Origin of the sequence: Streptomyces sp. NBC_00212, from assembly GCF_045206365.1 — a bacterium.
Lineage (GTDB): Bacteria > Actinomycetota > Actinomycetes > Streptomycetales > Streptomycetaceae > Streptomyces.
Window position 1 is genome coordinate 2583862 of sequence record NZ_CP108115.1, and the last position, 23106, is coordinate 2606967.

General features: G+C 70.4%; 20 protein-coding genes. 5 read left to right on the plus strand and 15 right to left on the minus strand.

Going from position 1 to position 23106, the window contains the following annotated elements; genetic code table 11:
• Nucleotides 1-179: 179 nt before the first annotated feature.
• A complete protein-coding gene (locus OHA17_RS11615; RefSeq protein WP_053727922.1) occupies nucleotides 180-1655 on the minus strand; it encodes a hypothetical protein in 1476 nt (491 codons plus the stop codon).
• Between the two features lie 452 nt (nucleotides 1656-2107).
• Between OHA17_RS11615 and OHA17_RS11620 the strand changes: the two genes are divergently transcribed.
• Nucleotides 2108-2773, plus strand: coding sequence for a bifunctional DNA primase/polymerase (locus OHA17_RS11620; protein WP_406506397.1), 666 nt, complete (start codon nucleotides 2108-2110; stop codon nucleotides 2771-2773).
• Between the two features lie 71 nt (nucleotides 2774-2844).
• Here OHA17_RS11620 and ftsY read toward each other — a convergent pair whose 3' ends face one another.
• On the minus strand, nucleotides 2845-4053 hold the full coding sequence (gene ftsY, locus OHA17_RS11625; protein WP_053727920.1) for a signal recognition particle-docking protein FtsY: 1209 nt from the start codon (nucleotides 4051-4053) through the stop codon (nucleotides 2845-2847).
• A 192-nt stretch (nucleotides 4054-4245) separates the two neighbouring features.
• Here ftsY and OHA17_RS11630 point away from each other — a divergent pair, with 192 nt between their 5' ends.
• Both OHA17_RS11630 and OHA17_RS11635 read left to right on the plus strand, forming a co-directional pair.
• Nucleotides 4246-5718, plus strand: coding sequence for a cytosine permease (locus tag OHA17_RS11630; protein ID WP_406506399.1), 1473 nt, complete (start codon nucleotides 4246-4248; stop codon nucleotides 5716-5718).
• 70 nt (nucleotides 5719-5788) lie between these two features.
• A complete protein-coding gene (locus OHA17_RS11635; RefSeq protein WP_398878323.1) occupies nucleotides 5789-6814 on the plus strand; it encodes an LLM class flavin-dependent oxidoreductase in 1026 nt (341 codons plus the stop codon).
• Between the two features lie 62 nt (nucleotides 6815-6876).
• On the opposite strand, the gene OHA17_RS11640 is transcribed toward OHA17_RS11635, so the two are convergent.
• From OHA17_RS11640 to OHA17_RS11655, 4 genes are all read right to left on the minus strand, one after another.
• Nucleotides 6877-8295: a sugar porter family MFS transporter gene (locus OHA17_RS11640; RefSeq protein WP_406506401.1), complete on the minus strand. Its 1419-nt coding sequence runs from the start codon at nucleotides 8293-8295 to the stop codon at nucleotides 6877-6879.
• Nucleotides 8296-8547: 252 nt separating this feature from the next.
• A complete protein-coding gene (smc, locus tag OHA17_RS11645; RefSeq protein ID WP_406506403.1) occupies nucleotides 8548-12132 on the minus strand; it encodes a chromosome segregation protein SMC in 3585 nt (1194 codons plus the stop codon).
• Between the two features lie 199 nt (nucleotides 12133-12331).
• Nucleotides 12332-12550, minus strand: coding sequence for a hypothetical protein (locus tag OHA17_RS11650; protein ID WP_053727915.1), 219 nt, complete (start codon nucleotides 12548-12550; stop codon nucleotides 12332-12334).
• A 380-nt stretch (nucleotides 12551-12930) separates the two neighbouring features.
• A complete protein-coding gene (locus OHA17_RS11655) occupies nucleotides 12931-13224 on the minus strand; it encodes an acylphosphatase (protein WP_078966592.1) in 294 nt (97 codons plus the stop codon).
• A 182-nt stretch (nucleotides 13225-13406) separates the two neighbouring features.
• Here OHA17_RS11655 and OHA17_RS11660 point away from each other — a divergent pair, with 182 nt between their 5' ends.
• The gene (locus OHA17_RS11660) at nucleotides 13407-14306 is read left to right on the plus strand and encodes a CAP domain-containing protein (protein ID WP_406506406.1); all 900 of its coding nucleotides are present in this window, start codon (nucleotides 13407-13409) and stop codon (nucleotides 14304-14306) included.
• Nucleotides 14307-14517: 211 nt separating this feature from the next.
• On the opposite strand, the gene OHA17_RS11665 is transcribed toward OHA17_RS11660, so the two are convergent.
• Nucleotides 14518-15108 carry a flavodoxin family protein gene (locus tag OHA17_RS11665; RefSeq protein ID WP_406506408.1) on the minus strand — a complete coding sequence of 197 codons (591 nt, stop codon included), beginning with the start codon at nucleotides 15106-15108 and terminating at the stop codon, nucleotides 14518-14520.
• Between the two features lie 161 nt (nucleotides 15109-15269).
• Between OHA17_RS11665 and OHA17_RS11670 the strand changes: the two genes are divergently transcribed.
• Nucleotides 15270-15680 (plus strand): winged helix-turn-helix transcriptional regulator, encoded by a 411-nt coding sequence (locus OHA17_RS11670; protein ID WP_406506410.1) that lies wholly within the window; start codon nucleotides 15270-15272, stop codon nucleotides 15678-15680.
• On the opposite strand, the gene mutM is transcribed toward OHA17_RS11670, so the two are convergent.
• The 8 genes from mutM to recG form a co-directional block, all read right to left on the minus strand.
• Entirely contained in the window at nucleotides 15653-16513 is an 861-nt protein-coding gene (gene mutM / locus OHA17_RS11675; protein WP_406506412.1) for a bifunctional DNA-formamidopyrimidine glycosylase/DNA-(apurinic or apyrimidinic site) lyase, read from the minus strand. The two genes, OHA17_RS11670 and mutM, sit on opposite strands and share 28 nt — an antisense overlap.
• A gap of 135 nt (nucleotides 16514-16648) precedes the next feature.
• Nucleotides 16649-17458: a ribonuclease III gene (gene rnc, locus OHA17_RS11680; RefSeq protein WP_053727909.1), complete on the minus strand. Its 810-nt coding sequence runs from the start codon at nucleotides 17456-17458 to the stop codon at nucleotides 16649-16651.
• 19 nt (nucleotides 17459-17477) lie between these two features.
• On the minus strand, nucleotides 17478-17651 hold the full coding sequence (gene rpmF / locus OHA17_RS11685; protein ID WP_007493396.1) for a 50S ribosomal protein L32: 174 nt from the start codon (nucleotides 17649-17651) through the stop codon (nucleotides 17478-17480).
• Nucleotides 17652-17653: 2 nt separating this feature from the next.
• Nucleotides 17654-18301 carry a DUF177 domain-containing protein gene (locus OHA17_RS11690; RefSeq protein ID WP_053727947.1) on the minus strand — a complete coding sequence of 216 codons (648 nt, stop codon included), beginning with the start codon at nucleotides 18299-18301 and terminating at the stop codon, nucleotides 17654-17656.
• A 173-nt stretch (nucleotides 18302-18474) separates the two neighbouring features.
• The gene (locus OHA17_RS11695; protein ID WP_406506414.1) at nucleotides 18475-19572 is read right to left on the minus strand and encodes an ATP synthase F0 subunit B; all 1098 of its coding nucleotides are present in this window, start codon (nucleotides 19570-19572) and stop codon (nucleotides 18475-18477) included.
• Nucleotides 19573-19680: 108 nt separating this feature from the next.
• The gene (gene coaD, locus OHA17_RS11700; protein WP_053727907.1) at nucleotides 19681-20160 is read right to left on the minus strand and encodes a pantetheine-phosphate adenylyltransferase; all 480 of its coding nucleotides are present in this window, start codon (nucleotides 20158-20160) and stop codon (nucleotides 19681-19683) included.
• A 26-nt stretch (nucleotides 20161-20186) separates the two neighbouring features.
• Nucleotides 20187-20783: a 16S rRNA (guanine(966)-N(2))-methyltransferase RsmD gene (rsmD, locus tag OHA17_RS11705; RefSeq protein ID WP_406506416.1), complete on the minus strand. Its 597-nt coding sequence runs from the start codon at nucleotides 20781-20783 to the stop codon at nucleotides 20187-20189.
• Between the two features lie 47 nt (nucleotides 20784-20830).
• On the minus strand, nucleotides 20831-23053 hold the full coding sequence (recG, locus tag OHA17_RS11710) for an ATP-dependent DNA helicase RecG (protein WP_406506418.1): 2223 nt from the start codon (nucleotides 23051-23053) through the stop codon (nucleotides 20831-20833).
• Between the last annotated feature and the right edge of the window lie 53 nt (nucleotides 23054-23106).

Sequence of the window (23106 nt, forward strand, 5' to 3'; positions counted from 1 at the left end):
TCAGAAGGGGGCCGGCGACTACCATCCGCGTACGTCCGCGTACGGCGGACCGGCCGCGACGTCACCCGCTTGACCTGGCGTGGGGGAGCCGAGTCGGGCTGAACGGGGTGAGTGTCGCGGCCGGGGTCTTGTATGCCGTCGCCGTACAGCCGGGCCCAGGGCCCTTCGGCTAAGCGGGCTCAGACGGCTTCGGCCGTCTCGGGCAGTTCCCTGCTGAGCAGGTCCGTCATCTGGACCACCTCGGCGACGTCCGAGAAGTCGCGTGCCGCGGTGTCGACGGTCTTGCGCAGCCGGGTGTTGACCCGCTCGGAGCGGACCCGCTTGGCGACCCGCAGGGCCTGCTCGGCCAGGACGGTCGACTGCTCGGGCTCCCGCTTGAGCAGGTGCACGGTGGCCATGCCGATCAGGTTCAGGGCGTAGCTGCGCTGGTGCTCCTCGTCCTTGCCGAACAGAGCCACGGCCTGCTCCATCACGGGCTCGGCGAGCGAGGCGTAGGTGGGGCTGCGGCCGGCCACGTAGGCGAGGTCGCGGTAGGAGTGGGCGTTCTCCCCGTTGAGCTCCGCCTCGGAGAAGAAGCGGATCCAGTCGGGCTCCGGCTCGCCGTCGAGCCCGGCGTCGCCGAAGGTGTCCTCGGCCATCCGCACGGCCCGCTTGGTCTTGCTGGGCTGGCCCATGTTGGCGTACGCGCGAGCCTCCATCGCATACAGCATGGCCTGGGTGCGGGCGGTGGCGCAGTCGCGGCTGCCGTACTGGGCGAGGTGGATGAGCTCCAGGGCGTCGTCGGGCCGGCCGAGGTGGATCATCTGGCGGCTCATCGAGGACAGGATGTACGAGCCGAGCGGCTTGTCGCCCGCCTCCTTGGAGGCGTGCAGCGCGAGCACGAAGTACTTCTGGGCGGTGGGCTGGAGCCCGACGTCGTAGCTCATCCAGCCGGCCAGCTCCGCGAGTTCGGCCGCGCACTGGAAGAGGCGTTTGGAGGTGGCCGCGGGCTGGGGCTCCTGGAGCAGGTCGGTGACCTCGTGGAGCTGGCCGACCACGGCCTTGCGGCGCAGCCCGCCGCCGCACTGGGCGTCCCACTGGCGGAACATCGCGGTGGTGGATTCGAGCAGTTCCAGCTCGGGCTTCGAAAGCCGGGAGGGGCGCCGGGCGCTGGCGGCGGTCTCCTTGGGGCCGGACTCGCCGGGGAGCGAGGGCACGAGCCAGCGCTGCATGGGCTCGATCAGGGAGGGGCCCGCGGCCAGCATCAGCGACGTGCCGAGAAAGCCGCGCCGGGCGAGCATGAGGTCGCTGCGGGAGAACTCGCTGAGCAGCGACACCGTTTGGGGCCCGGCCCAGGGCAGGTCGACGCCGGACACCGACGGCGACTGGTGGGCCTGGCGCAGGCCCAGGTCCTCGATGGCGACGACGCTGCCGAAGCGCTCGGAGAACAGCTCCGAGAGGATGCGGGGAATGGGCTCGCGAGGCATTTCGCCGTCGAGCCAGCGCCGCACCCGGGAGGTGTCGGTGCTGATGTGGTGCGCGCCCATCTGACGCGCCCGGCGGTTCACTTGGCGCGCCAGTTCGCCCTTCGACCAGCCGCTGCGGACGAACCACGAACTCAGCTGCTCGTTGGGGCGCTTGCCGGCGCTCGTACCGCTAGCCCCACTGCCGCCCACTGGAACGCCCCCAATCCGCTGAAGCCTCGGTTGTGCATCGATTGCGCGAACCCCTATCAGAATGCCGCTAGTTGGGCCTCCTGTCCTACGGTTGCACCCGCTCGGACAGGAAACCGGCTTGCCTCCGGCATACCCGCGGGTGCGTATACCCCCAAGGTCCGTGTACCGACGGTAATCCTACGATCACGCGTCCGGCCATGGCGATTCCAGAAACGCCACCATTCGCCACCCCTTCGAATGAACTCCCCTGCCGCCAGGCGCGATTCACTTGACACATGACGATCAGCATCGGATGGAGCGGAGCGAGCCGGGGCGCACGGCGCGTTTCGCACCACCCCTTTCACGACCGTGTCCTACCTGGCGGAGACGGAACGTGACGGGAAAACTCCGGATCGTCACAACTATGTCATTGGCGTCGTAACCACCGACGCGGCAGACCCGTTGGAGGGGGCATGGGCTTCACGATCGGCGGCAGCCGGGGCATCAAGGAGACCCGGCCCGGCTCTTGGCGCCGCGGCCGCTCCGCGCGCATCACTCGTACGAGCGAGGTCACGGCGGTCGCCGAGTACACCGGCCTGTGGGGCTGGGACGTCGCGCCGGGCGCCCGCGCCCTGAACGGCGAGTGCTCCTGCGGCAGTTCGTCCTGTACGGCACCGGGCGCGCACCCGCTCGCGTTCGCGCCCGAGGTCCCGGCGGGCGCCACGCTCGACGAGGTGACCAAGGCGTGGTCGCAGTGCCCGGGCGCGGCGGTGCTGCTGCCGGTCGGGCGGGCCTTCGACGTCCTGGACGTGGCGGCCCCGGCCGGGCGGCGGGCCCTGGTGCGGCTCGAACGGATGGGGCTTCCGCTGGGCCCGGTCTCGACGACGCCGACCGGCCGCACCCACTTCTACGTCGCCCCGGGCGCCTCGGCCGAACTCCCGCGGCTGCTCTACCGGATGGGCTGGGACGACGCCGTCCTGGACCTGCGCTGCCCGCCGCGCGGCAGCCACGTACCGGCGCCGCCGTCGGGCGAGGTGCGCTGGCTGCGCCCGCCGTCCCCGGACACGGCGACCCGCCCGCCCGAGGCCCGGCTGCTCCTCGGCACGCTCGCGTACATCTGCCACCGCTCGGCCGCGTAGGCGCCCCGAATACGGGAACGCCCCGCCGCATCCTTTCGATGCGGCGGGGCGCCCGTGCGCAACCGGTGGGGCTAGTCGCCGATGAGGGCGTCCACGAACGCCTCCGGCTCGAACGGGGCCAGGTCGTCCGCGCCCTCGCCGAGACCGACGAGCTTGACGGGGACGCCCAGTTCGCGCTGGACGGCGATGACGATGCCGCCCTTGGCGGTGCCGTCGAGCTTGGTCAGGACGATGCCGGTGATGTCGACGACCTCGGCGAACACCCGGGCCTGGACCAGGCCGTTCTGGCCGGTCGTGGCGTCGAGGACGAGCAGGATCTCGTCCAGCGGGCCGTGCTTCTCGACGACGCGCTTGACCTTGCCGAGCTCGTCCATGAGCCCGGTCTTGGTGTGCAGGCGGCCGGCCGTGTCGATCAGTACGACGTCGGCGCCCTCGGCGATGCCTTCCTTGACGGCGTCGAAGGCGATCGAGGCGGGGTCGCCGCCTTCGGGGCCGCGCACGGTGCGGGCACCGACGCGCTGGCCCCAGGTCTGCAGCTGGTCGGCGGCGGCGGCGCGGAAGGTGTCGGCCGCGCCGAGGACGACGGACTTGCCGTCCGCGACCAGGACGCGGGCGAGCTTGCCGGTGGTGGTGGTCTTGCCGGTGCCGTTGACGCCGACGACCATCACGACGCCGGGGACGGTCTCGCCGCCCTCGGTCTTGACCTCGCGGTCGAAGTCGGTGCCGAGCAGGGTGAGGAGTTCCTCGCGCAGCAGGGTGCGCAGGTCCTCGGGGGTGCGGGTGCCGAGCACCTTGACGCGCTCGCGGAGCCGGTCGACCAGCTCCTGGGTGGGCGCGACGCCGACGTCGGCGGTCAGCAGGGTGTCCTCGATCTCCTCCCAGGTGTCCTCGTCGAGGTGCTCGCGGGAGAGCAGGGTGAGCAGCCCCTTGCCGAGCGAGTTCTGCGAGCGGGCGAGGCGGGCCCGCAGCCGGACGAGGCGGCCCGCTGTCGGCTCGGGGACCTCGATGGCCGGAGCCTCGGGGGCCACCGGCTCCTCGACGGCGACCGGCGCGGCGGGCGCCTGGGGAAGGCCGACCTCCTCGATGGTGCGGCGCGGTTCCTGCGCCGTCTCCGCGGCGTCCTCACCGACCTGAGGTTCGGCGGGCGGGGCTGTGATGGTCGGCGTGCTCGGCGGTGCGGTGGGCGGCAGCTGCTTCTTCTTGCGGCTGCTGACCACGAGCCCGCTGATCGCGCCGACCGCGACCAGGGCGATGACTACAGCAAGGATGACGAATTCCATAACTCTCCCAGTATCGGGTACGGGCCCACGAGGACCCAGTTTGTGGCTTCGTCCGAGAACGGAAGGGAATTATGGGACGGGTGTCAGATTAAAGTACGATAGAAGTGGGCGCATCAACGCGCGTAGAGTCCCCTTCGACTACCCCCACCGGCTCAGCGTCGAGCCGAGCGAGAGGCATGGAACTCCACCCCCATGAACACTGGCACCACCGACGAACCGCAGAGCGCCCTGGAAACACGCGGCCTTGAGCCCGTGCCGGACGAGGAGCGCACCGCGAGAACCCGCGAGCTCTTCCCCACCTGGGTCGCCGCGAACATCAGCGTGCTGCTGCTCACGATGGGCGCCAGCCTCGTCGTCGCGTACAAGCTCAACTTCTGGCAGGCGATCGTGGTCGCCGTGGCCGCGCCCATCCTCTCGTACGGCCTGGTCGGGCTCATCGGGATCGCGGGCAAGCGCGGCGGTGCCCCCGGCATGGCGCTCTCGCGCGCGGTGTTCGGCCAGCGCGGCAATCTGCTGCCCGGTTCACTGATCTGGGTGGCGCGCTGGGGCTGGGAGACCATCAACGCCGTGACCGGCGCCTATGCGGTGCTCACCGTGCTCGACATCCTCTTCGGGATCAAGAGCAACACGTTCCTGATCATCGTGACGCTCGCCGTCTTCGTGGTCATCACGTTCGCGATCTCCGGCCTCGGCATCCACGTCGTGCAGAAGTGCAACAAGTACGCGACGTTCCTGTTCGGCGCCTTCTCGATCCTGGTGCTCGTCTACCTCGCCCTGAACACCCACTGGTCCGCGGTCGTCCACCAGCCGGCCGGCAAGACGTCGCTGATGGTCGCGGGCATCGGCATGATCGCCGCGGGCGGCGTGAGCTGGATCCCCTCCGCCCCCGACTTCGCCCGCTACCTGCCCCGCACCGCCTCCTCCAAGGCGATCGTCGGCAACTCGATCGGCGGCGCCGGCATCGTGGTGCTGCCGATGGTCCTGATGGGCGCGGTCATGGCCGTCTCCACGCCGGACCTCGCCTCGGCCGCCGACCCGGTGTCCTTCCTCGGCGAGATCCTGCCGATGTGGATCGCGGTGCCGTACCTGCTGATCGCGCTCGTCGGCATGCTGCTGATCAACTCGATGTCGATGTACTCGGCGGGCTTCACCGCGCAGACCCTCGGCTTCAAGATCCCGCGGCACTGGGCGGTCTCCGTCAACGCGGTGATCTCGCTGGTCTTCGGCGGCATCCTGATGCTGGTCGCCACCAGCTTCATGGGCTCGTTCATCGCCTTCCTCTCGCTGCTCGCCGTCGCGTTCTCGGCCTGGGTCGGCGTGTTCGGCGCGGACATGCTGCGCCGCACGGAGTACGACGCGAAGGCGCTGCTCGACACGACCCGCACCAGCGCCTACTGGTACAAGGGCGGCTTCTCCCCCGCCGCCGTCATCGCCTGGGCGGTCGGCCTGGTCGGCGGCCTCATGTTCACCAAGTCCGACTGGTTCACCGGCCCGCTGTCCGGGAACAACCCGGTCGGCGAGTACGGCCTGGGCTGGGTCGCCACCATCGTGATCTCCGGCCTGCTGTACGTCGCGCTGCCCAAGCCGCCCGTGGTGGCCGCGGAGCCGGCCGAGGCGGACGAGGCCTCCGAGGAAGCCAAGTCCCCCGAGACTCTGGCTGTCTGACGCATCGTCAGCTACCGTCCCCCTTCGCCCGGGGTTCTTCGGAACCCACCCGGTGGAGGGGGACTTTTCCATGCCGTTCACGGTCGTACGCATGAATCTGGTGGACCCGGACGCCACCGCGCAGTCGCTCTCCGCGCGCTACCGGGCGGCCCTGGAGATGGCGGCGTACGCCGACGACCGGGGCGTCGACACCGTCCAGACCGAGGAGCACCACGGCACGGACAACAACTGGCTGCCCTCTCCCTTCGCCTTCGCCGGGGCGGTCTTCGGCGCCACACAAGGAAATTCAGCGGCGCGCAGCGCCTCCGTGAGGGGTGGCGGTCGGGCGACGGGCGGGCGCATCGCGGTGACGGTCTCGGCGATCATCGGCCCGCTGTACGACCCGCTGCGCCTTGCCGAGGACATCGCGGTGCTCGACCTGGTGAGCGGCGGCCGTCTTGTGACGGTCTCGGGGATCGGCTACCGGCCCGCCGAGTACGAGCAGCAGGGCGTCGAGTGGGGCCGGCGCGGCAAGCTGCAGGACGAGCTGCTCGAAACGCTCCTGAAGGCCTGGACGGGCGAGGAGTTCACGTTCCGGGGCCGGCGCGTACGGGTCACCCCGCGCCCGTTCACCGAGCCGCACCCGATGCTCCTCGTCGGCGGCTCCTCACGGGCGGCCGCCAACCGCGCGGCCCGGCTCGGCCTGCCGTTCTTCCCGAGCGCGCACCTGCCCGAACTTGAGGCCCACTACAACGAGAAGCTCGCCGAGTACGGCACCGAGGGCTTCTGCATGATGCCCGCGGCGCAGACGCCGCTGCTGCACGTCAGCGAGGACCCGGACCGCACGTGGGCCGAGTACGGCGAGCACTTCCTGCACGAGGCACGGATGTACGCGTCCTGGCAGTCCAAGGACATCCGCTCGGCGGTGAAGTCCGCGGCCACGACGGTGGCGGAACTGCGCGCCGAGGGCGTCTACCGCGTCGTGACCCCGCAGGAGTGCGCGGCGCTTGGCGGCGACAGCCTGGTCCTGCACCCGCTGTGCGGTGGAATGCCGGTGGACGAGGGGTGGCGCAGCCTGCACTTGTTCTGCGAGCGGGTGCTGCCTGCGCTGGGATAGCGAACCGCCCCGGCTCGATGGCGAGCCGGGGCGGTTCGGTGAGAGGAGAGGGGCAGCGGGGATTAGCCCATCTCCTCCAACGCCTTGCCCTTGGTCTCCTTGACGTACTTGAGCACGAAGGGGATCGAGAGCACGGCGAAGACCGCGTAGATGACGTAGGTGCCCGACAGGTTCCAGTCCGACAGGCTCGGGAAGCTCGCGGTGATGGCCCAGTTGGCGATCCACTGGGCGGCCGCGGCGACACCGAGGGCCGCGGCACGGATCCGGTTCGGGAACATCTCGCCGAGGAAGACCCACACCACCACGCCCCAGGACAGGGCGAAGAAGAGCACGAAGACGTGGGCGGCGATCAGGGCCACGACGCCCTCGGTGTTGGGGAGCTTGCCGTCGACGAGGTTGGCCGAGAAGGCCCAGGCCTCGACGGCGAGCGCGACCGCCATGCCGATGGAGCCGACGAGCGCGAGCGGCTTGCGGCCGACCCGGTCGACCAGGACCATCGCGATCACGGTGCCGATGATGTTGATGATCGACGTGGTGAACGAGTAGAAGAACGAGCTCGACGGGTCGATGCCGACGGACTGCCACAGCGTCGAGGAGTAGTAGAACGCGACGTTGATGCCGACGAGCTGCTGGAAGACCGAGAGGCCGATGCCGACCCAGACGATGGGCAGGAAGCCCCACTTGGAGCCGAGCAGGTCCTTGAAGGTCGACTTGTGCTCGGACTTCATGGCGTGCTCGATCTCGGCGACGCGGGCGTCGAGGTCGACGTTCTTGCCCTCGACGTCGGCGAGCACCTTCTTGGCGTCGGCGTCGCGGCCGACCGAGATGAGGAAGCGCGGCGACTCGGGGATGGCGAAGGAGAGCAGTCCGTACAGGATGGCCGGGATCACCATCACGCCGAGCATGACCTGCCAGGCCTCAAGGCCGACGATCTTGCCGCGCTGCTCGCCGCCGGCGGCGTTGAGGATGCCCCAGTTGACGAGCTGCGAGATCGCGATGCCGATGACGATCGCGGCCTGCTGGAAGGAGCCGAGCCGGCCGCGGTAGGCGGGCGGGGCGACCTCGGCGATGTAGGCCGGGCCGATGACCGAGGCCATGCCGATGGCGAAGCCGCCGATGATCCGCCAGAACGCGAGGTCCCACAGCGCGAACGGCAGCGCGGACCCGATGGCGCTGATGGTGAACAGGGTCGCCGCGATCTGCATGCAGCGGATGCGGCCGATGCGGTCGGCGATCCGGCCCGCGGTGGCGGCGCCGATCGCGCAGCCGATCAGGGCGATGGCGATCACCTGGGCGAGCGTCCCGGACCCGATGGAGTACCGCTCACGGATCGCCTCTACGGCGCCGTTGATCACGGAACTGTCGTAGCCGAAGAGGAAGCCGCCCATCGCGGCCGCCGCCGTGATGAAGATGACATGGCCGAGGTGGTCCGGCGCGGTCTGGCCGCCTCCGGACGCCTGCGCCTGCGCGGTACTGGTCACGTTGTACTCCTGGGGCCGCCGGGCAGCGTCGCCGGGCGTGGGGGGACTCCTCCAAGTGGCGCACAACTTCCCGTCACCCACCACTTGAAGGTAAAAGCAACGTTGCAGAGACTATGCCTTCAAGTTTCGAAGTCAATACCTGTTCGGTTGTGAATTTGACGGCATGACCCGCCGCCGAATGTTCAAGACTTGAAGAAGTGGAGGTCAGCCCAGGGATCGGCCGAATCATCGGGGGGCGACGCGATGCCTGCCTCAGCGCAGCCGCTGGCTGATCACCTTGGACACGCCGTCGCCCTGCATCGAGACGCCGTACAGCGCGTCGGCGACCTCCATGGTCCGTTTCTGGTGCGTGATCACGATCAGCTGCGAGGACTCCTGGAGCTCCTGCATGATCCGGATCAGCCGCTGGAGGTTGGTGTCGTCCAGGGCCGCCTCCACCTCGTCCATCACGTAGAACGGGCTGGGCCTGGCCTTGAAGATGGACACGAGCAGCGCGACGGCGGTCAGCGAGCGCTCGCCGCCGGAGAGCAGCGAGAGCCGCTTGACCTTCTTGCCCGGCGGCCGGGCCTCCACGTCGACCCCGGTGGCGAGCATGTTGCCGGGGTCGGTCAGGATCAGCCGGCCCTCGCCGCCCGGGAAGAGCCGCGAGAAGACGCCCTCGAACTCCCTGGCCGTGTCGCGGTAGGCCTCCGTGAAGACCTGCTCCACCCGCTCGTCCACCTCCTTCACGACTTGAAGGAGGTCGGTCCGGGTCTTCTTGAGGTCCTCCAGCTGCTCGGAGAGGAACTTGTGGCGCTCCTCAAGGGCGGCGAATTCCTCCAGGGCGAGCGGGTTGACCTTTCCGAGCTGCTGATACGCCCGTTCGGCCGCCCGGAGCCGCTTCTCCTGCTCGGCGCGCACGTAGGGGACCATCTGGTTGCGCGGGTGCTCGCCCGCGGCGGAGCCGCTGATTGATGCAGTGTCCGGCAGCTCCTCTCCCTCGGCGGGCGGCGAGGGGGCCACCACCAGCTGGTCGGGGCCGTACTCCGCCACGAGCCCGGCCGGCTCGACCCCCAGCTCCTCCAGCGCCTTGGTCTCCAGCTGCTCGATCCGCAGCCGCTTCTCGGCACCGAGTACCTCGCCGCGGTGAACCGAATCCGTGAGTTTGTCGAGTTCCGCCTTGAGGTCCCGGCCGGCCCCGCGGGCCCCGGTCAGCTCCTGCTCGCGCTCGGCCTTGGCGGCCTCGGCCCCGGCCCGCTCCCGCTCGGCCCGCACCAGCGACACCTCGACGTGGGCGAGCAGGGTGCGGGCCCCAAGGGCCACGGCCCCGGCGACGGCCGCCTCGTGGCGCAGCCGGGCGCGGCGCTGCTCGGCGCGGGCCCGCGCCTCGCGTTCGGCCCGGGCCGCGCGGTCGAGCCCCTCGGCCCGCCCGGCGAGCGCCTTGACCCGCTCCTCGTGGGTACGGGCCTGAAGGCGGGCCTCCATCTCGGTCTGGCGGGCGTTGGCGCCGTCGGCCGCGAGCCGGTCCCGTACCGAGGTGTCGGGCTCCTCCTCGACCGGCATCTCCTGGGCGACCAGGAGCCGTTCGGCCAGTTCCTCGGCTTCCTCGGTGGCCTTCTCCAGGGCTTCCTGGGCGCGGGCGGCAGCGGCGGCGGTCCGCTCGGCCTCGCCGGCCGCGCCGCGCGCCTGCCCGGCGAGCCGGCCGAGCTGCTGAGCCACAGAGGACCGTTCCTTCTCCGCGGCCCGCCGCCGCTCCCCCAAGTCCTCGACGTGCAGGGCGAGTTCACCGCGCCGCTCGTCGGCCCGCTGTTGCACGCGGGCCAGCTCCTCGCACCGTACGGCCAGGTCGGCGAGCTCGGATGCGGCCTCGTCGACGGAGGCCCGGACCTCCAGGAGGCTGGGCGCGCCGGCCGATCCGCCGTGGGCGAAGTGGGCGCCCAGTACGTCTCCCTCGGCGGTGACGGCGGTCAGCGCGGGCCGCGCGTAGACGAGGTCCTCGGCGTCCTCCAGGGTGCCGACCACGACGACGTCGCGCAGCAGGCGCCGCACGGCGGGCATCAGTTCGGCGGGCCCGCGGACCAGGTCGGCGGCGTAGGTCGGGCCTTCGCGGCGGGCCGACCGCTCCTCCTCGTCCTCCGGGGCGCCGTTCAGGAGCAGGGCGGCGCGGCCGGCGTCCTGCTTGCGCAGCATGCGAATGGCTTCGGCGGCCGCCGAGGGCCCGCTCACCGCGAGCGCGTCGGCGGCGGTGCCCAGGGCGGCCGCGACCGGCACCTCGTACCCGGGTGCCACGGTGAGCAGTTCGGCGGCGGGGCCGAGCAGTCCGGTCAGCGCGTCACGGGCGCCGAGCAGCGCGCCCGTGCCGTCCTTGCGGCGCAGCCCCAGCGCGAGCGCGTCGTGCCGGGCGGAGACGGCGGCACGTTTCCGCTCGGCGGCGGTGGCCTCCTCGCGGGCGGCGCCGAGCGCCGCCTCGGCCCCGGCGAGCTCGCGCTTGGCCGCGTCGTGGGCCTCGGCGAGCTCGGTGTCGTCCGCTTCGAGGCCGTCCACCTCGGCCTTGAGCTGCTCGTACTCCTCCTGCGCGAGCGCGGCCCGCTCCCCCGCCTCGTCGCGCGCGGCGGCGAGCCGGTCGATCTCGGCCTGCGCGGAACCCGCCCTGCTCCGCGCCGCGTTGACCTGCCCGTGCAGCCGCGCGAGGCCCTCGCGCCGGTCGGCGATGGCCCGGGCCACATCCTTCAAACGACGTTCCTCGACGGCGAGTTCCCGCTCCAGGTCGGCGCGGTGGGCGGAGGTGTCCTCCAGGGCGTGTTCGGCCGCTTCGAGCGCGGCCTCCAGCTCGGCCTCCTGTTCGCGGATCCGGGCTGCCTCACGCTCCATGTCCTCCGGGTCACGCCCGCGCCGCTCCTCGGGCGGCTGGGCGCTCGCGCTCTGGACCCGGGCGTCGGCCAGCGAGATGGTGCCGCGCACCCGCTCGGCCAGCTGGGACAGCTCGTACCAGGTCTGCTGGGCGCGCTGGAGCCGGGGCGACAGCTGCCGCACCTGGTCCTCCAGTTGGGTCTCGCGAGCCAGCGCCGCCTTGAGGTCGGCCTCCGCGCTCTCCTTGCGGCGCAGCAGCTCGGCCTCGTCGGCGATCTCGGCGCTGAGCGCCTGCCGCATCCGTACGAGGTCGTCGGCGAGCAGGCGAAGGCGGGCGTCGCGCAGGTCGGCCTGGATGACGGCGGCACGGCGCGCGACGGCGGCCTGGCGGCCGAGCGGCTTGAGCTGGCGCCGCAGTTCATCGGTGAGGTCCTGGACGCGGGCGAGGTTGGCCTTCATCGCGTCCAGCTTCCGCAGCGCCTTCTCCTTGCGCTTGCGGTGCTTGAGGACGCCCGCCGCCTCTTCGATGAAGGCGCGCCGCCCCATCGGGTCGGCGTGCAGGACGGAGTCGAGCTGGCCCTGCCCGACGATGACGTGCATCTCGCGGCCGATGCCGGAGTCGGAGAGCAGTTCCTGGATGTCGAGCAGCCGGCAGGTGTCGCCATTGATCTGGTATTCGCTGCCGCCGTTGCGGAACATGATCCGCGTGATGGTGACTTCGGCGTATTCGATGGGCAGCGCGCCGTCGGAATTGTCGATGGTGAGGGAGACTTCCGCGCGGCCGAGCGGCGGGCGGCCGGTCGTCCCGGCGAAGATGACGTCCTCCATCTTCCCGCCGCGCAGCGACTTGGCGCCCTGCTCGCCCATGACCCAGCTCAGCGCGTCCACGACATTGGACTTGCCGGATCCGTTGGGGCCCACCACACAGGTGATGCCCGGCTCGAACTTCAGCGTGGTCGCGGACGCGAAGGATTTGAATCCGCGCAGGGTGAGGGCCTTGAGGTGCACGCCGCCGGACTCTACCTTTCACTCTCGGTTTCGCCCAGGAAGGTGCAGGGCACATCAGACCGTAAGGGAAAGGCGGACCGGGCACGCGTGCGCCGGAAGAAAGAAAGAAGGGACGCCGGAGCGTCCCTTGCAATACATTGCAGGTCTTGCGGATCTCTCGATCTCGACGAGAGGGACGGAACCTCTTCTCACCCCGGGGTCAGGTGAGTGCGGGCTCCGCCTGCGGGACGTCGATGTCGATGCCTTCGAGCAGCGAATCTCCGCGGTGCGAAGCGGCGGCAGCGGACAGCACGTCGTTCTCGGACTGAATCCGGTTGAGCTCGGACTCAAGGTCCTGGACGCGCTGCTGGAGCCGTCGCATCTCGGCGAGGAGTCGCGGGTCGGAACCGCCGACGTAACCGAGAAGCGCCTTTGCCATGATGGATGGTCCTCCACACTGAGTGACCGACCGAAGCGGTGTGGGTCGTGAGGGAATCGCACCCGCGGTGCTTGGACTTGACTGCGGTTCTTCATGCCAAACAGCTAAGGTGCGCGGGGCTTCCAGAGTCTCACCAAAAAGTTTGACGGTCAACACGATCACGCCCCGTATCCACCGGCAATCCGGGGGCCCGCAACCGCTGAACGAGCGGTGCTGCCTCTTCTCGGAGCCCTGGGGGCGTGGAGATCATCCGTACTGTTCGCAGCCTTGCACGCCGGGCGCGAGATGGCAACAGGCAGATCGTTCGAGGTCAGCGCGTGGTTGCGAGCCGGACGCGGGGTGTCACCGCGACCGGCTGCCGCCCGGTCGCGTGACGATGCTCAGCGGATGGCGAAGGTGTCGTAGCCGCCCCGCGCTGTGTCCCAGATCTCCGTAACTCCGTCGACCCGGCCCGGCGTGTCGTCGGAGCGAAGCCACTCCAGCAAACGGTGGCAATTCTCACGCGGCCCCTCGGCGACGACTTGGACGCGTCCGTCGTCCAGATTCAGGGCGAACCCGCTGAGGCCGCCGATCTCCAGAGCATTTGCCCTGGTGAACCAGCGGAAGCCGACTTGCTGCACTCGCCCGCGCACCCAGGCCGTGAGTCGAACATCTCCGTGCGCATCTTCGTTCATACCTGCACGCTAACCGGCCAATTGCTCACGCAGCACTTCGCCCCCATGCGTCATGGCGTACAGTCGCGACGAAATGAGCCTCACCCGTATGGGTTAGTTCCCATTTGATCATTTACGGCCGATCGCGGCCACCGCGGCAATGCGACCAGGCATTGCCCACGGCATCGAGGAAGGCACAGCAGATGGGACGCCATCGTCGCTCCGCCGCCGAACCCGCGCCCGCAGATCCCGCGGTGGGCCAGGACGGCCGGCCCAAGGGCGGGTCACGCCGGAAGAAGCGGGCGATCGTGCCCGTGCGCACCGGGCTGCTCGGCGTCTCCGCCGCGGTGGCCGTGGGCGCCGTGGCCGTCGCCTCGGGCCTCCTGCCGGGCGGCGGTACGTACAAGGTGAGCGGCGACACCATGGCCGGCGGCCGGCTTCACGCGAGCCAGACGCCGGACGTCCAGGCGCAGGGCGGCGAGTCGGAGAAGCCGAGCAGCGCGGCGCCCACGCCCTCCGAGTCGGCCAAGGCCGCGCACGCGCCGTCGACCGCCCCCTCCCCGAGCGCCTCGGCCACGCCGTCGGCGCCCGCGTCCGCGCCCGAGAAGTCGGAGAAGCCGGAGAAGAAGTCCGCGGCCCCTGCCCCGGCCCCGTCGAAGCCGGCGTCCCCGTCGAGCGCCCCGGCCAAGCTCGTTCCCTCGCAGCGCGGCCAGGTGCCGACCGCCGAGGCCTCGGCCGCCGCCACTGTGATGTCGCTGGTCAACCTGGAGCGTGCTCAGGCCGGCTGCAGCCCCGTGTCGGCGAGCCCGGCGCTGGCCTCGCTCGCCACCGCCTTCAGCGACGACATGGCCGCCCGTGGCTTCTTCGACCACACCGACCCGGACGGCAGGACTCCGTGGGACCGGGCCGCGAAGGCGGGCGTCCAGGGCCTCGGCGGCGAGAACATCGCCCGCGGCCAGGCGGATGCCAAGGCCGTGATGGACGCCTGGATGAACAGCCCGGGCCACCGCGCGAACATCCTGAACTGCGAGTACAAGTCCCTGGGCGTCGGCGTGCACTTCGGCCCGGGCGGCCCTTGGTGGACCCAGGACTTCGGCTTTTGATCATGAGTGTTTGATCATTGGCGTTTGGCCATTCACCCGAACGCGCATCACGTACGGACAATCGCTCATACGTAATCCGATGTGCGCCAATTACTCATACGCGCAGGCAAGGGCCCCCTCCGTTGCGAACGGCGGGGGCCCTTTCCTATGCGCACATTCGGATCCCGAAGTGAGGAATTGGATCGCGCGCCGATCCACCGGGAGCAAGTGATCAGGCGCTGACGGCCGCCTTGCCCGCGATGAAGACGCGGGTGGTCTCGGTGATGCGGCGGCCCAGGTGTTCGGCGGTGGCTATGTCGGCCTTGTGGACGGCCTCGGGGCCCTCGTCGGAGTTGGTCTGGGCGCCCGCGCCGGAGAAGAAGCCGAGCCGGTTGAGGTCGTGCTCGGAGCCCGCGGTGGAATTCCAGCCGGGCTTCAGGCCGAGGTTCACCCAGTGCATGCCGTGCTGGGCGGCCAGCGTCTGGAGGTACTGCAGGGTATGGCCCTTGTCGCCGCTCTTGGAGCCGGAGTTGGTGAAGCCGGCGGCGAGCTTGTCCAGCCAGGCGTCGGTGAACCAGCGCTTCGAGGTGGCCTCGGCGAACTGGTGGAAGGTGCCCGACGCGGTGCCCATGTAGGTGGGCGAGCCGAAGACGATGGCGTCGGAGGCGTCGAGGAGCTCCCAGTCGGCCTCGGTGATGGCGTCGACCTTGATGAAGTGGACGGTGGCCCCGGCCCCGGCGGCGCCGTCGCGGACGGCCTCGGCGAGGACGGCGGTGTGGCCGTAGCCGGAGTGGTAGGCGATCGAGACAACAGGAGTGGTCACGGCGGGAATCTCCTCAGGAACGGGAAAGGGCGGCGGGGCAGGCGCGACGGCCGGCGTGCGGCGTCGCGGCGGCTGTCCGCTGCGGCGCTGCACATAGGTAAGCACTAACTTTTTGTTAGCGCAACCCATCGGTCTGCGCTGCATGGCACTATGGTGGTGCTATGGACGAGACCTCCTGTACCGCCGAGCTCACCGCCGACGCCGACCTGCCGTTCAACGTGTTCTCCAAGGCCTGCCCGTCCCGGCGCACGCTGGAGGACGTCACGGGGCGCTGGGGCAGCCTGACGCTGGGCGCGCTGTACGAGGGGACCCTGCGCTTCAACGAGCTGCGGCGCCGGGTCGACGGCGTGAGCGAGAAGATGCTCTCCCAGACGCTGCACTCACTGGAGCGCGACGGCCTCGTACACCGCGAGGCGCAGCCGACGAACCCGCCGCGGGTCGACTACGAACTGACCCCGCTGGGCCGCGATGTGACCGAACGGCTGCTCTCGCTCATCCACTTCGTGGAGGACCGGATGCCGACGGTTCTTGAGGCGCAGCAGAGCTACGACGTGGCGCGCGGGGCCCTTTGACACTTCGGGCAGAAGTAGCTGGACCGGTTCATCCAGGCGCGCCTGCGCATCGCCGTGCCGCAGCGCCTGCACGGCTCGCCCTCGCGGCCGTACGCGTCGAGCGAGCGCTCGAAGTACCCGGACTCGCCGTTCACGTTGACGTAGAGGCTGTCGAAGCTGGTGCCGCCGACGGCGAGTGCCTCGTTCATCACTTCCCGTGCGTGGCCCAGGAGTTCGGCCGCCTGGGGGCGGTTCAGGGTCGCGGTCGGGCGGTCGTAGTGCAGCCGGGCGCGCCAGAGCGCCTCGTCGGCGTAGATGTTGCCGACGCCGCTGATGAGCGATTGATCGAGCAGTGCTCGTTTGACCGTGGTGCGCCGCAGTCGCAGCGCCGCGAAGAAGGCCTCGTCGTCGAACGCGGGGTCCAGCGGGTCCCGGGCGATGTGCGCGATGACGTCGGGCAGCCCGTCGGGAGTGTTGTCGTGCAGCGAGAGCCCGCCGAAGGTCCGCTGGTCGACGAAGCGCAGCTCGGTGCCGGCCTCGTCCTGGAACCTGACCCGGATCCGCAGATGCTTCTCGTCCGGGGTGTCCTGCGGCTGCACGAGCAGCTGTCCGCTCATGCCGAGGTGCCCGAGCACCGAGGCGTCCGCGTCCGCGAGCGGCAGCCAGAGGTACTTGCCGCGCCGCCGGGCGACGCCGATCCGGTGTCCCTTGAGCCGCGCCGCGAAGTCGTCGCCCCCGGCGAGGTGGCGGCGTACGGCGCGCGGATGCAGCACCTCCACGTCCGCGACGGTGCGCCCGGCCACCCAGCGCTCAAGTCCGCGCCGGACCACTTCGACTTCAGGCAGCTCAGGCATGCGCGCAGATTACCGCGTGCCCGAGGGGCCCTCGCAGCGGGCCCGGAAATAGGGACGGGGCCTTTACCGGGACAAGCGGAAACCCCCGCCCCGCACCGGAGTGCGCTGGGCGGGGGCTCGAAGGAAGAAGGCTGGTCAGGCCGATGCGCCGGCGGCGGGGGTCGGCGACCCGCCATCGGCCGGGGCGGCGACGGGAGCTTCCGCCGCTGCCTTGGCCCGCTCGTCGGCGGCGGCGCGAATGGCCCGCCATGCCGACTCCGCGGCCTGCTGCTCCGCTTCCTTCTTGCTGCGGCCGGTGCCGGTGCCGTACGAGACACCACCGACGCGGGCGGCAGCAGTAAAGGTCTTCTCGTGGTCGGGTCCGGTTTCGGAGACCAGGTACTCGGGAACGCCGAGCCCTTCGGCCGCCGTCAGCTCCTGGAGGCTGGTCTTCCAGTCCAGGCCGGCCCCGAGGTTCGAGGACTTCTCGATCAGGGGGTCGAACAGCTTGTGGACGAGCGCGGACGCCGCCTCAAGACCCTGGTCGAGATAGACAGCGCCGATCACCGCTTCAAGGGTGTCGGCGAGGATGGATGCCTTGTCCCGGCCGCCCGTGCCCTCTTCACCCCGGCCGAGCCGGATGAAGGAGCCCAGTTCGAGCCCTCGGCCCACCTCCGCGAGCGCACGAGAGTTGACCACCGCGGCCCGGAGCTTGGCCAGTTGGCCTTCCGGGAGGTCGGGGTGGGTGCGGTACAGCGTGTCGGTGACGACCAGACCGAGCACCGAGTCCCCGAGGAACTCGAGCCGCTCATTGGTCGGCAGACCGCCGTTCTCGTACGCGTACGAACGGTGGGTGAGCGCACGCACCAGAAGGGCGGACTCGAGCTGATACCCGAGCCGCCCTTCCAGAAGCGTGTGGGACGAGGCCGTGTTGTTGTCCGCCTTTTTGGCGTTGGACTCAGACATCGGGCCTCTCACCAGCCGCTCAGACCTCGAGGACCTGGCGCTTGTTGTAGGTGCCGCAGCTCGGGCACGCGATGTGCTGGAGCTTCGGCTCATGGCAGCGCTCGCACGCAACCAGGGTGGGGACCGCAGCCTTCCACTGCGACCGGCGGTGGCGCGTGTTGCTGCGCGACATCTTCCGCTTCGGAACAGCCACGGCTACTTCTCCTGCTTCTCGGCGGCATCCTGCACGTCAGACGCAGTGCCGCTCATGTTGTCCTTCTCGCCGTCCTGGATGGTCCCGGCGAGTCCCTGCAATGCCGCCCAACGAATGTCGACGGCGTCATGGTGGTGGTCCGGGTCGTCCGCCAGGCTCGCTCCGCATTCGGAACAGAGCCCGGGGCAGTCCTCCCGGCACACCGGCTGCATCGGCAGTGCGAGCACTACCGCATCACGCAGCAAAGGCTCGAGGTCGAACATGCCGTCCTCAAGCGGAATCATGTCCTCGTCGTCCTCGGCATCGTCGTCCGCGGCTGCCTTACGGCGGCCCCGGTCGTCGGTGTCGGGGTACGAGAACATTTCCTGGAAGTCCACTTCAACGTCCTGCTGAAGCGGCTCCAGACACCTTACGCACTCACCCTCGGCCGATGCACGGGCGGTGCCTGTGACAAGCACCCCTTCCATGACCGACTCCAGGCGGAGCTCGATTTCCACGGGCCTGCCCTCGGGCACGTGGATGACCTCGGGGATCCCGAGTTCCTTCGGGGCCTCCACGGTGCGGGAGAGCCGCTGGAGCGCACCGGGACGCCGTCCCAGCTCGTGTGTGTCGAACACGAGGGGATCGCGGTGGTCGAGGCGCGTGCTCAGGGCTCTTCCTGCTTTCGAGGTCGTGGAGTGGCTGCCACCGGCTTCGCAGAGCGAATCGGGCAGCGTGGATCGCGGACGTACGCGCGACCGAAGAGCCAGGATACTGGACCGGCCGCGATAGGCCCAATCCGGCCCGGTCCCCCCACGTTCGGGCGGCGTACGGCAGCGCCGGGCTACTGGCGGTTCTGCCCGTGGCCCTGCTCGTAGGCGCGCAGCTGATCCAAGTTGATCATGCTGGTGTCGAAGAGGCTGGTCTCGTCGAGCCCGGCCTGCTGCGGCTGGTGCTGGGGCTGCGGCGGCACCCCGTACTGCCCGGCGTCGGGAGCGGCGTACTGCTGCTGGTTCGGGTCGTAGGCGTAGGGGTCCTGCTGGGCGTACCCGTACTGTCCGTACTGATCCTGCTGCTGGGGCTGGTGCTGCTGCTGATAGGCGTACGGATCCTGCTGCGGCTGCTGGTAGCCGTACGGGTCGTACGCCTGGGGCTGCTGCTGGGCCGGGATGTGCGGCTCGGCGGCGGCGTGGGCGGCGGCCGGCTCGGGCTCGGCGAGCTCCGCGAGGCCGGCCAGGTAGTCGGCGTCGCTGGTGTGCTGGTGCAGGTCGGCCGCCGCGTCCTGGGCGGCCATGTGGTCGGCGAGGTCGTCGGAGGCGGTCCGGCCGTGCAGCTTCTGGCGGCCGCGGCCGACCGCTTCGAGGGTCTTGGCGAGCACCGCCTCGAAGGCGCCCAGCTTGGCGTCGACGTACTCGTCGGCCCGGTGGATCAGGGTGCCCGGGTCCGAGCTGTACTCGGGGGCGTCCTCGTCCGTGCGGCCCTGGTCGTCGAGGCCCGGGCCGCGGCCGAGCAGCTTTTCGCGGCCCCGGTCGACCGAGCCGATGGTCTTGGTGAGGACGACCTCGAAGTTGGCGAGCTTGGAGTCGACGTAGTCGTCGGCCTCGGCGCGGATCTCCTCGGCGTCCCGGCGGGCCTCGCCGAGGATGCGGTCCGCCTCGTCCTGGGACTGGCGGGCGACGGCGGTGTCGGAGATCAGCGTGCCGCGCTGGGCGTGCGCGGACTCGATGATCCGCTCGGCCTCCTGGCGGGCCTGCTCGACCATCTGCTCCCGGCCGCCGATCAGCTCCTGGGCCTGGGCGAGCGAACCGGGCAGGGCCTGGCGCACCTCTTCCAGCATCGCCAGGAGGTCGGCGCGGTTGACCACGCACGAGGCCGACATGGGCATGGACCGGGCGCTGCCGACCACCTCGACGATCTCGTCGAGCTTCTTCTGCACGTCCACCGGTGATCGCCACTCTTCTAACGGATTGGAGACGGACGGGACGACTGTAAGGCCAGTCGGCGCCCGCCCGACACCGGGTGACGGACCGTCAGTGGCCGGCCCTGTGGCTCACTTCTCGGCGAGCCGGGCGACCAGGGCCTCGTGGACGGTGGCCGGCAGCAGGTGGGAGACGTCTCCGCCCCAGGTCGCGACCTCCTTGACCAACGAGGACGACAGGAAGCTGTACGTCGGATTGGTGGGCACGAACAGGGTCTCGACGCCCGAGAGCCCGTTGTTCATCTGGGCCATCTGCAGCTCGTAGTCGAAGTCGCTGACGGCACGGAGGCCCTTGACGATCGCGGGGATGTCCCGCTGCTTGCAGAAGTCGACGAGCAGGCCGTGGAAGGACTCGACCTCCACGTTGCCGAAGTCGGCCGTCACCTCGCGGATCATCTCGATCCGCTCCTCGATGGTGAACAGGCCCTGCTTCGACTGATTGATCATCACCGCTACGTGTACGACGTCGTACAGGCGGGAGGCACGGGCGATGATGTCGAGGTGTCCGTTGGTGATGGGGTCAAAGGACCCCGGACAGACGGCGCGGCGCAACTGATGTCCCTCGCTCTCCGGTCCGGTCATGGGGTGTCTCGCGGTGCGTTTTCGCACGTGGAGGCGGCGCGACCGTACCAAAGCGTGCCCTCGCCGTAGCGACGGGCCCGCAGTGCTTCGAATCCTTCGGGCCAGCCGAATTCCCCGCCTCTGGTGCTGCGCTCCACGGTGACGAGACAGTCCTCCGTGAGCCAGCCCCCGCGGCCGAGTGTGAGCAGGATCTCCCGAAGATCGTCATCGGTGACGGCGTACGGCGGGTCCAGGAAAATCACGTCGTACGGGTCGGCGGGCGCCGGGCCCGTCACGATCTGCTCCGCTTTGCCGGTGCGCACTTCGGCGCCGGGCAGCTTGAGCGCGGCCACGTTGTCGCGGACGGTGCGGGCGGCCCGGACGTCCGCCTCGACCAGCAGGGCGTGGACCGCGCCGCGCGAGAGCGCCTCCAGGCCCACGGCTCCGGAGCCCGCGTACAGATCGGCGATCCGGATGCCGTCGAGCGTGCCGAGCAGCGCCTCCCAGGTGGAGAAGAGGCCCTCGCGCGCCCGGTCGGAGGTGGGGCGGGTGCCGGTGCCCGGCGGTACGGCGAGGCGGCGTCCACCGGCCCGGCCGGCGATCACGCGGGTCATCTCAGTCCTTGTCCGTGTACATGCGTCGGATGTGCTCCCCCAGTCTCTCAGCCCTTGTCGAGGTACTGCTCGCGGTCCTTGTCCAGGAGGGCGTCCAGGGCCGTGCGCAGCCCCGGGAGGTGTTCGAGGTCCGGGTCCTCGGCGACCACCGTGGCGGCTTCCTCGCGGGCGGCGGCGATGACCTCCTCGTCGTCGATGACGGTGAGCATCCGCAGCGAGGAGCGCACCCCGGACTGGGCCTGGCCGAGCACATCGCCCTCGCGGCGCTGTTCGAGGTCGATGCGGGAGAGCTCGAAGCCGTCGAGGGTGGAGGCGACGGCGTTCAGGCGCGCCCGGGCCGGGCTCGCCTCCGGCATGTCGGTGACCAGGAGGCACAGGCCCGGCGCGGAGCCTCGGCCGACGCGGCCGCGCAGCTGGTGGAGCTGGGAGACGCCGAACCGGTCGGCGTCCATGATCACCATCGCGGTGGCGTTCGGCACGTTCACGCCGACCTCGATGACGGTGGTGGCGACCAGGACGTCCACCTCGCCGGCGCCGAACCGGCGCATCACGTCGTCCTTGTCGTCCGGCTGCATCCGGCCGTGCAGGATCTCGGTGCGCAGCCCCTGGAGGGGGCCCTTGGACAGCTGGTCCGCGATCTCGATCACGGCGAGCGGGGGCCGCTTGTCGGCGGTCTCGGCCTCCTCGGCCTTCTTCTTCCCCTTGGCGGTCTTCGCCTCGTCTGCCTCGTCTGCGGAGTCCCCGATGCGCGGGCACACCACGTACGCCTGGTGCCCCTTGTCGACCTCTTCGCGGACCCGCTCCCAGGCCCGGGCCAGGAAGTGCGGCTTGTCCTGGGCGGGGACGACGTGGCTGGCGATGGGCGAGCGCCCGGCGGGCAGCTGGTCCAGGACCGAGGTCTCCAGGTCGCCGAAGACCGTCATGGCGACCGTGCGCGGGATGGGCGTGGCCGTCATGACGAGCAGGTGCGGGGGCTGCTTGCCCTTGCCGCGCAGGGCGTCGCGCTGCTCGACGCCGAAGCGGTGCTGCTCGTCGACGACGACCAGGCCGAGGTCGTGGAACTGCACCTTGTCCTCGATCAGGGCGTGCGTGCCGATGACGACTCCGGCCTCGCCGGTGACCAGGTCGAGCAGGGCCTGGCGCCGGGCGGGCATCCCCATGGAGCCGGTGAGCAGGACGACCTTGGTCCCGAGGTCGGAGCCGCCCAGCATGCCGCCCTCGGCGAGCTCGCCCATCATCTCGGTGATGGAGCGGTGGTGCTGCTGGGCGAGGACCTCGGTGGGCGCGAGCATCGCGGCCTGCCCGCCGGAGTCGACGACGGCGAGCATGGCGCGCAGCGCGACCATCGTCTTCCCGCTTCCGACCTCGCCCTGAAGCAGCCGGTGCATCGGGTGCTCCGTGGCGAGGTCGTCGAAGATCTCCCTGGAGACCTTCTGCTGGCCCTCGGTGAGGGTGAAGGGCAGCTTGGCGTCGAACGCGTCGAGGAGGCCGCCGGGAGCCGGTCGCCTTGCTACGGCGGGGAGTTGGCCGTCCGCGTGGCGGCGACGGGCGAGGGCCACCTGGAGGACGAACGCCTCGTCCCACTTCAGGCGCTGGCGGGCGTCCTCGATGTCGGCCTTGGTGCGCGGCCGGTGGACCTTGAGGAGGGCTTCGGGCAGGGACACGAATCCGCGGCCTTCGCGCAGAGCCTCCGGGAGCGGGTCGACGGCCTCCTGGGCGCTGGGCAGCACCGCGTCGACCGCCTTGGCGATCTTCCAGGACTCCAGGCCCTTGCAGGCCGGGTAGATCGGGATCAGGGCGCCCGCCCACGAGTCGATGTCCACCGTGTCGCCGCCCTCGGCCGGATCCGCGCCCAGCTTCGCGTAGGTGGGGTGGGCGAGCTGCATGCGCCGGTTGAACATCGACACCTTGCCGGCGAACATCGCCCGGCTGCCGGGCAGCAGTTCCTTGTGCGGCTTGTGGATGCCGCGCCCGAAGAACACCAGCTGGAGCCGGCCGCTGCCGTCGGTGATGGTGATCTCCAGGCGCTGGCCGCGCCCTCCGTTGAAGGTGTGCACCCGGGCGTCGGCGACCTGGGCGACGACCGTGACGTCCTCGTCCAGGGGCAGCTCGGCCAGCTTGGTGAGCTGGCCGCGCTCCTCGTACCGCCGCGGGTAGTGGTGCAGGAGGTCGCCGACCGTGTGCAGGTCGAGGTGCTCGGCCATCACCTTCGCGGTGGGTCCGCCGAGCAGCTTCTTCAGTGGTTCTTCGAGCGCAGGCACGCGATCCATTGCACACCACCGGACTGACAGCCCGCGAAAGCCTGTGGACAACCGCTGGTCAG

Coding starts and splice junctions, on each gene's coding strand:
- OHA17_RS11650 (WP_053727915.1), bottom strand. CDS start 12,550: ATGGCAAAGGCGCTTCTCGGTTACGTCGGCGGTTCCGACCCGCGACTC.
- OHA17_RS11670 (WP_406506410.1), top strand. CDS start 15,270: ATGGACGAGACCTCCTGTACCGCCGAGCTCACCGCCGACGCCGACCTG.
- OHA17_RS11620 (WP_406506397.1), top strand. CDS start 2,108: ATGGGCTTCACGATCGGCGGCAGCCGGGGCATCAAGGAGACCCGGCCC.
- rnc (WP_053727909.1), bottom strand. CDS start 17,458: ATGTCTGAGTCCAACGCCAAAAAGGCGGACAACAACACGGCCTCGTCC.
- ftsY (WP_053727920.1), bottom strand. CDS start 4,053: ATGGAATTCGTCATCCTTGCTGTAGTCATCGCCCTGGTCGCGGTCGGC.
- rsmD (WP_406506416.1), bottom strand. CDS start 20,783: ATGACCCGCGTGATCGCCGGCCGGGCCGGTGGACGCCGCCTCGCCGTA.
- mutM (WP_406506412.1), bottom strand. CDS start 16,513: ATGCCTGAGCTGCCTGAAGTCGAAGTGGTCCGGCGCGGACTTGAGCGC.
- OHA17_RS11655 (WP_078966592.1), bottom strand. CDS start 13,224: ATGAACGAAGATGCGCACGGAGATGTTCGACTCACGGCCTGGGTGCGC.
- OHA17_RS11630 (WP_406506399.1), top strand. CDS start 4,246: ATGAACACTGGCACCACCGACGAACCGCAGAGCGCCCTGGAAACACGC.
- OHA17_RS11635 (WP_398878323.1), top strand. CDS start 5,789: ATGCCGTTCACGGTCGTACGCATGAATCTGGTGGACCCGGACGCCACC.
- OHA17_RS11660 (WP_406506406.1), top strand. CDS start 13,407: ATGGGACGCCATCGTCGCTCCGCCGCCGAACCCGCGCCCGCAGATCCC.
- recG (WP_406506418.1), bottom strand. CDS start 23,053: ATGGATCGCGTGCCTGCGCTCGAAGAACCACTGAAGAAGCTGCTCGGC.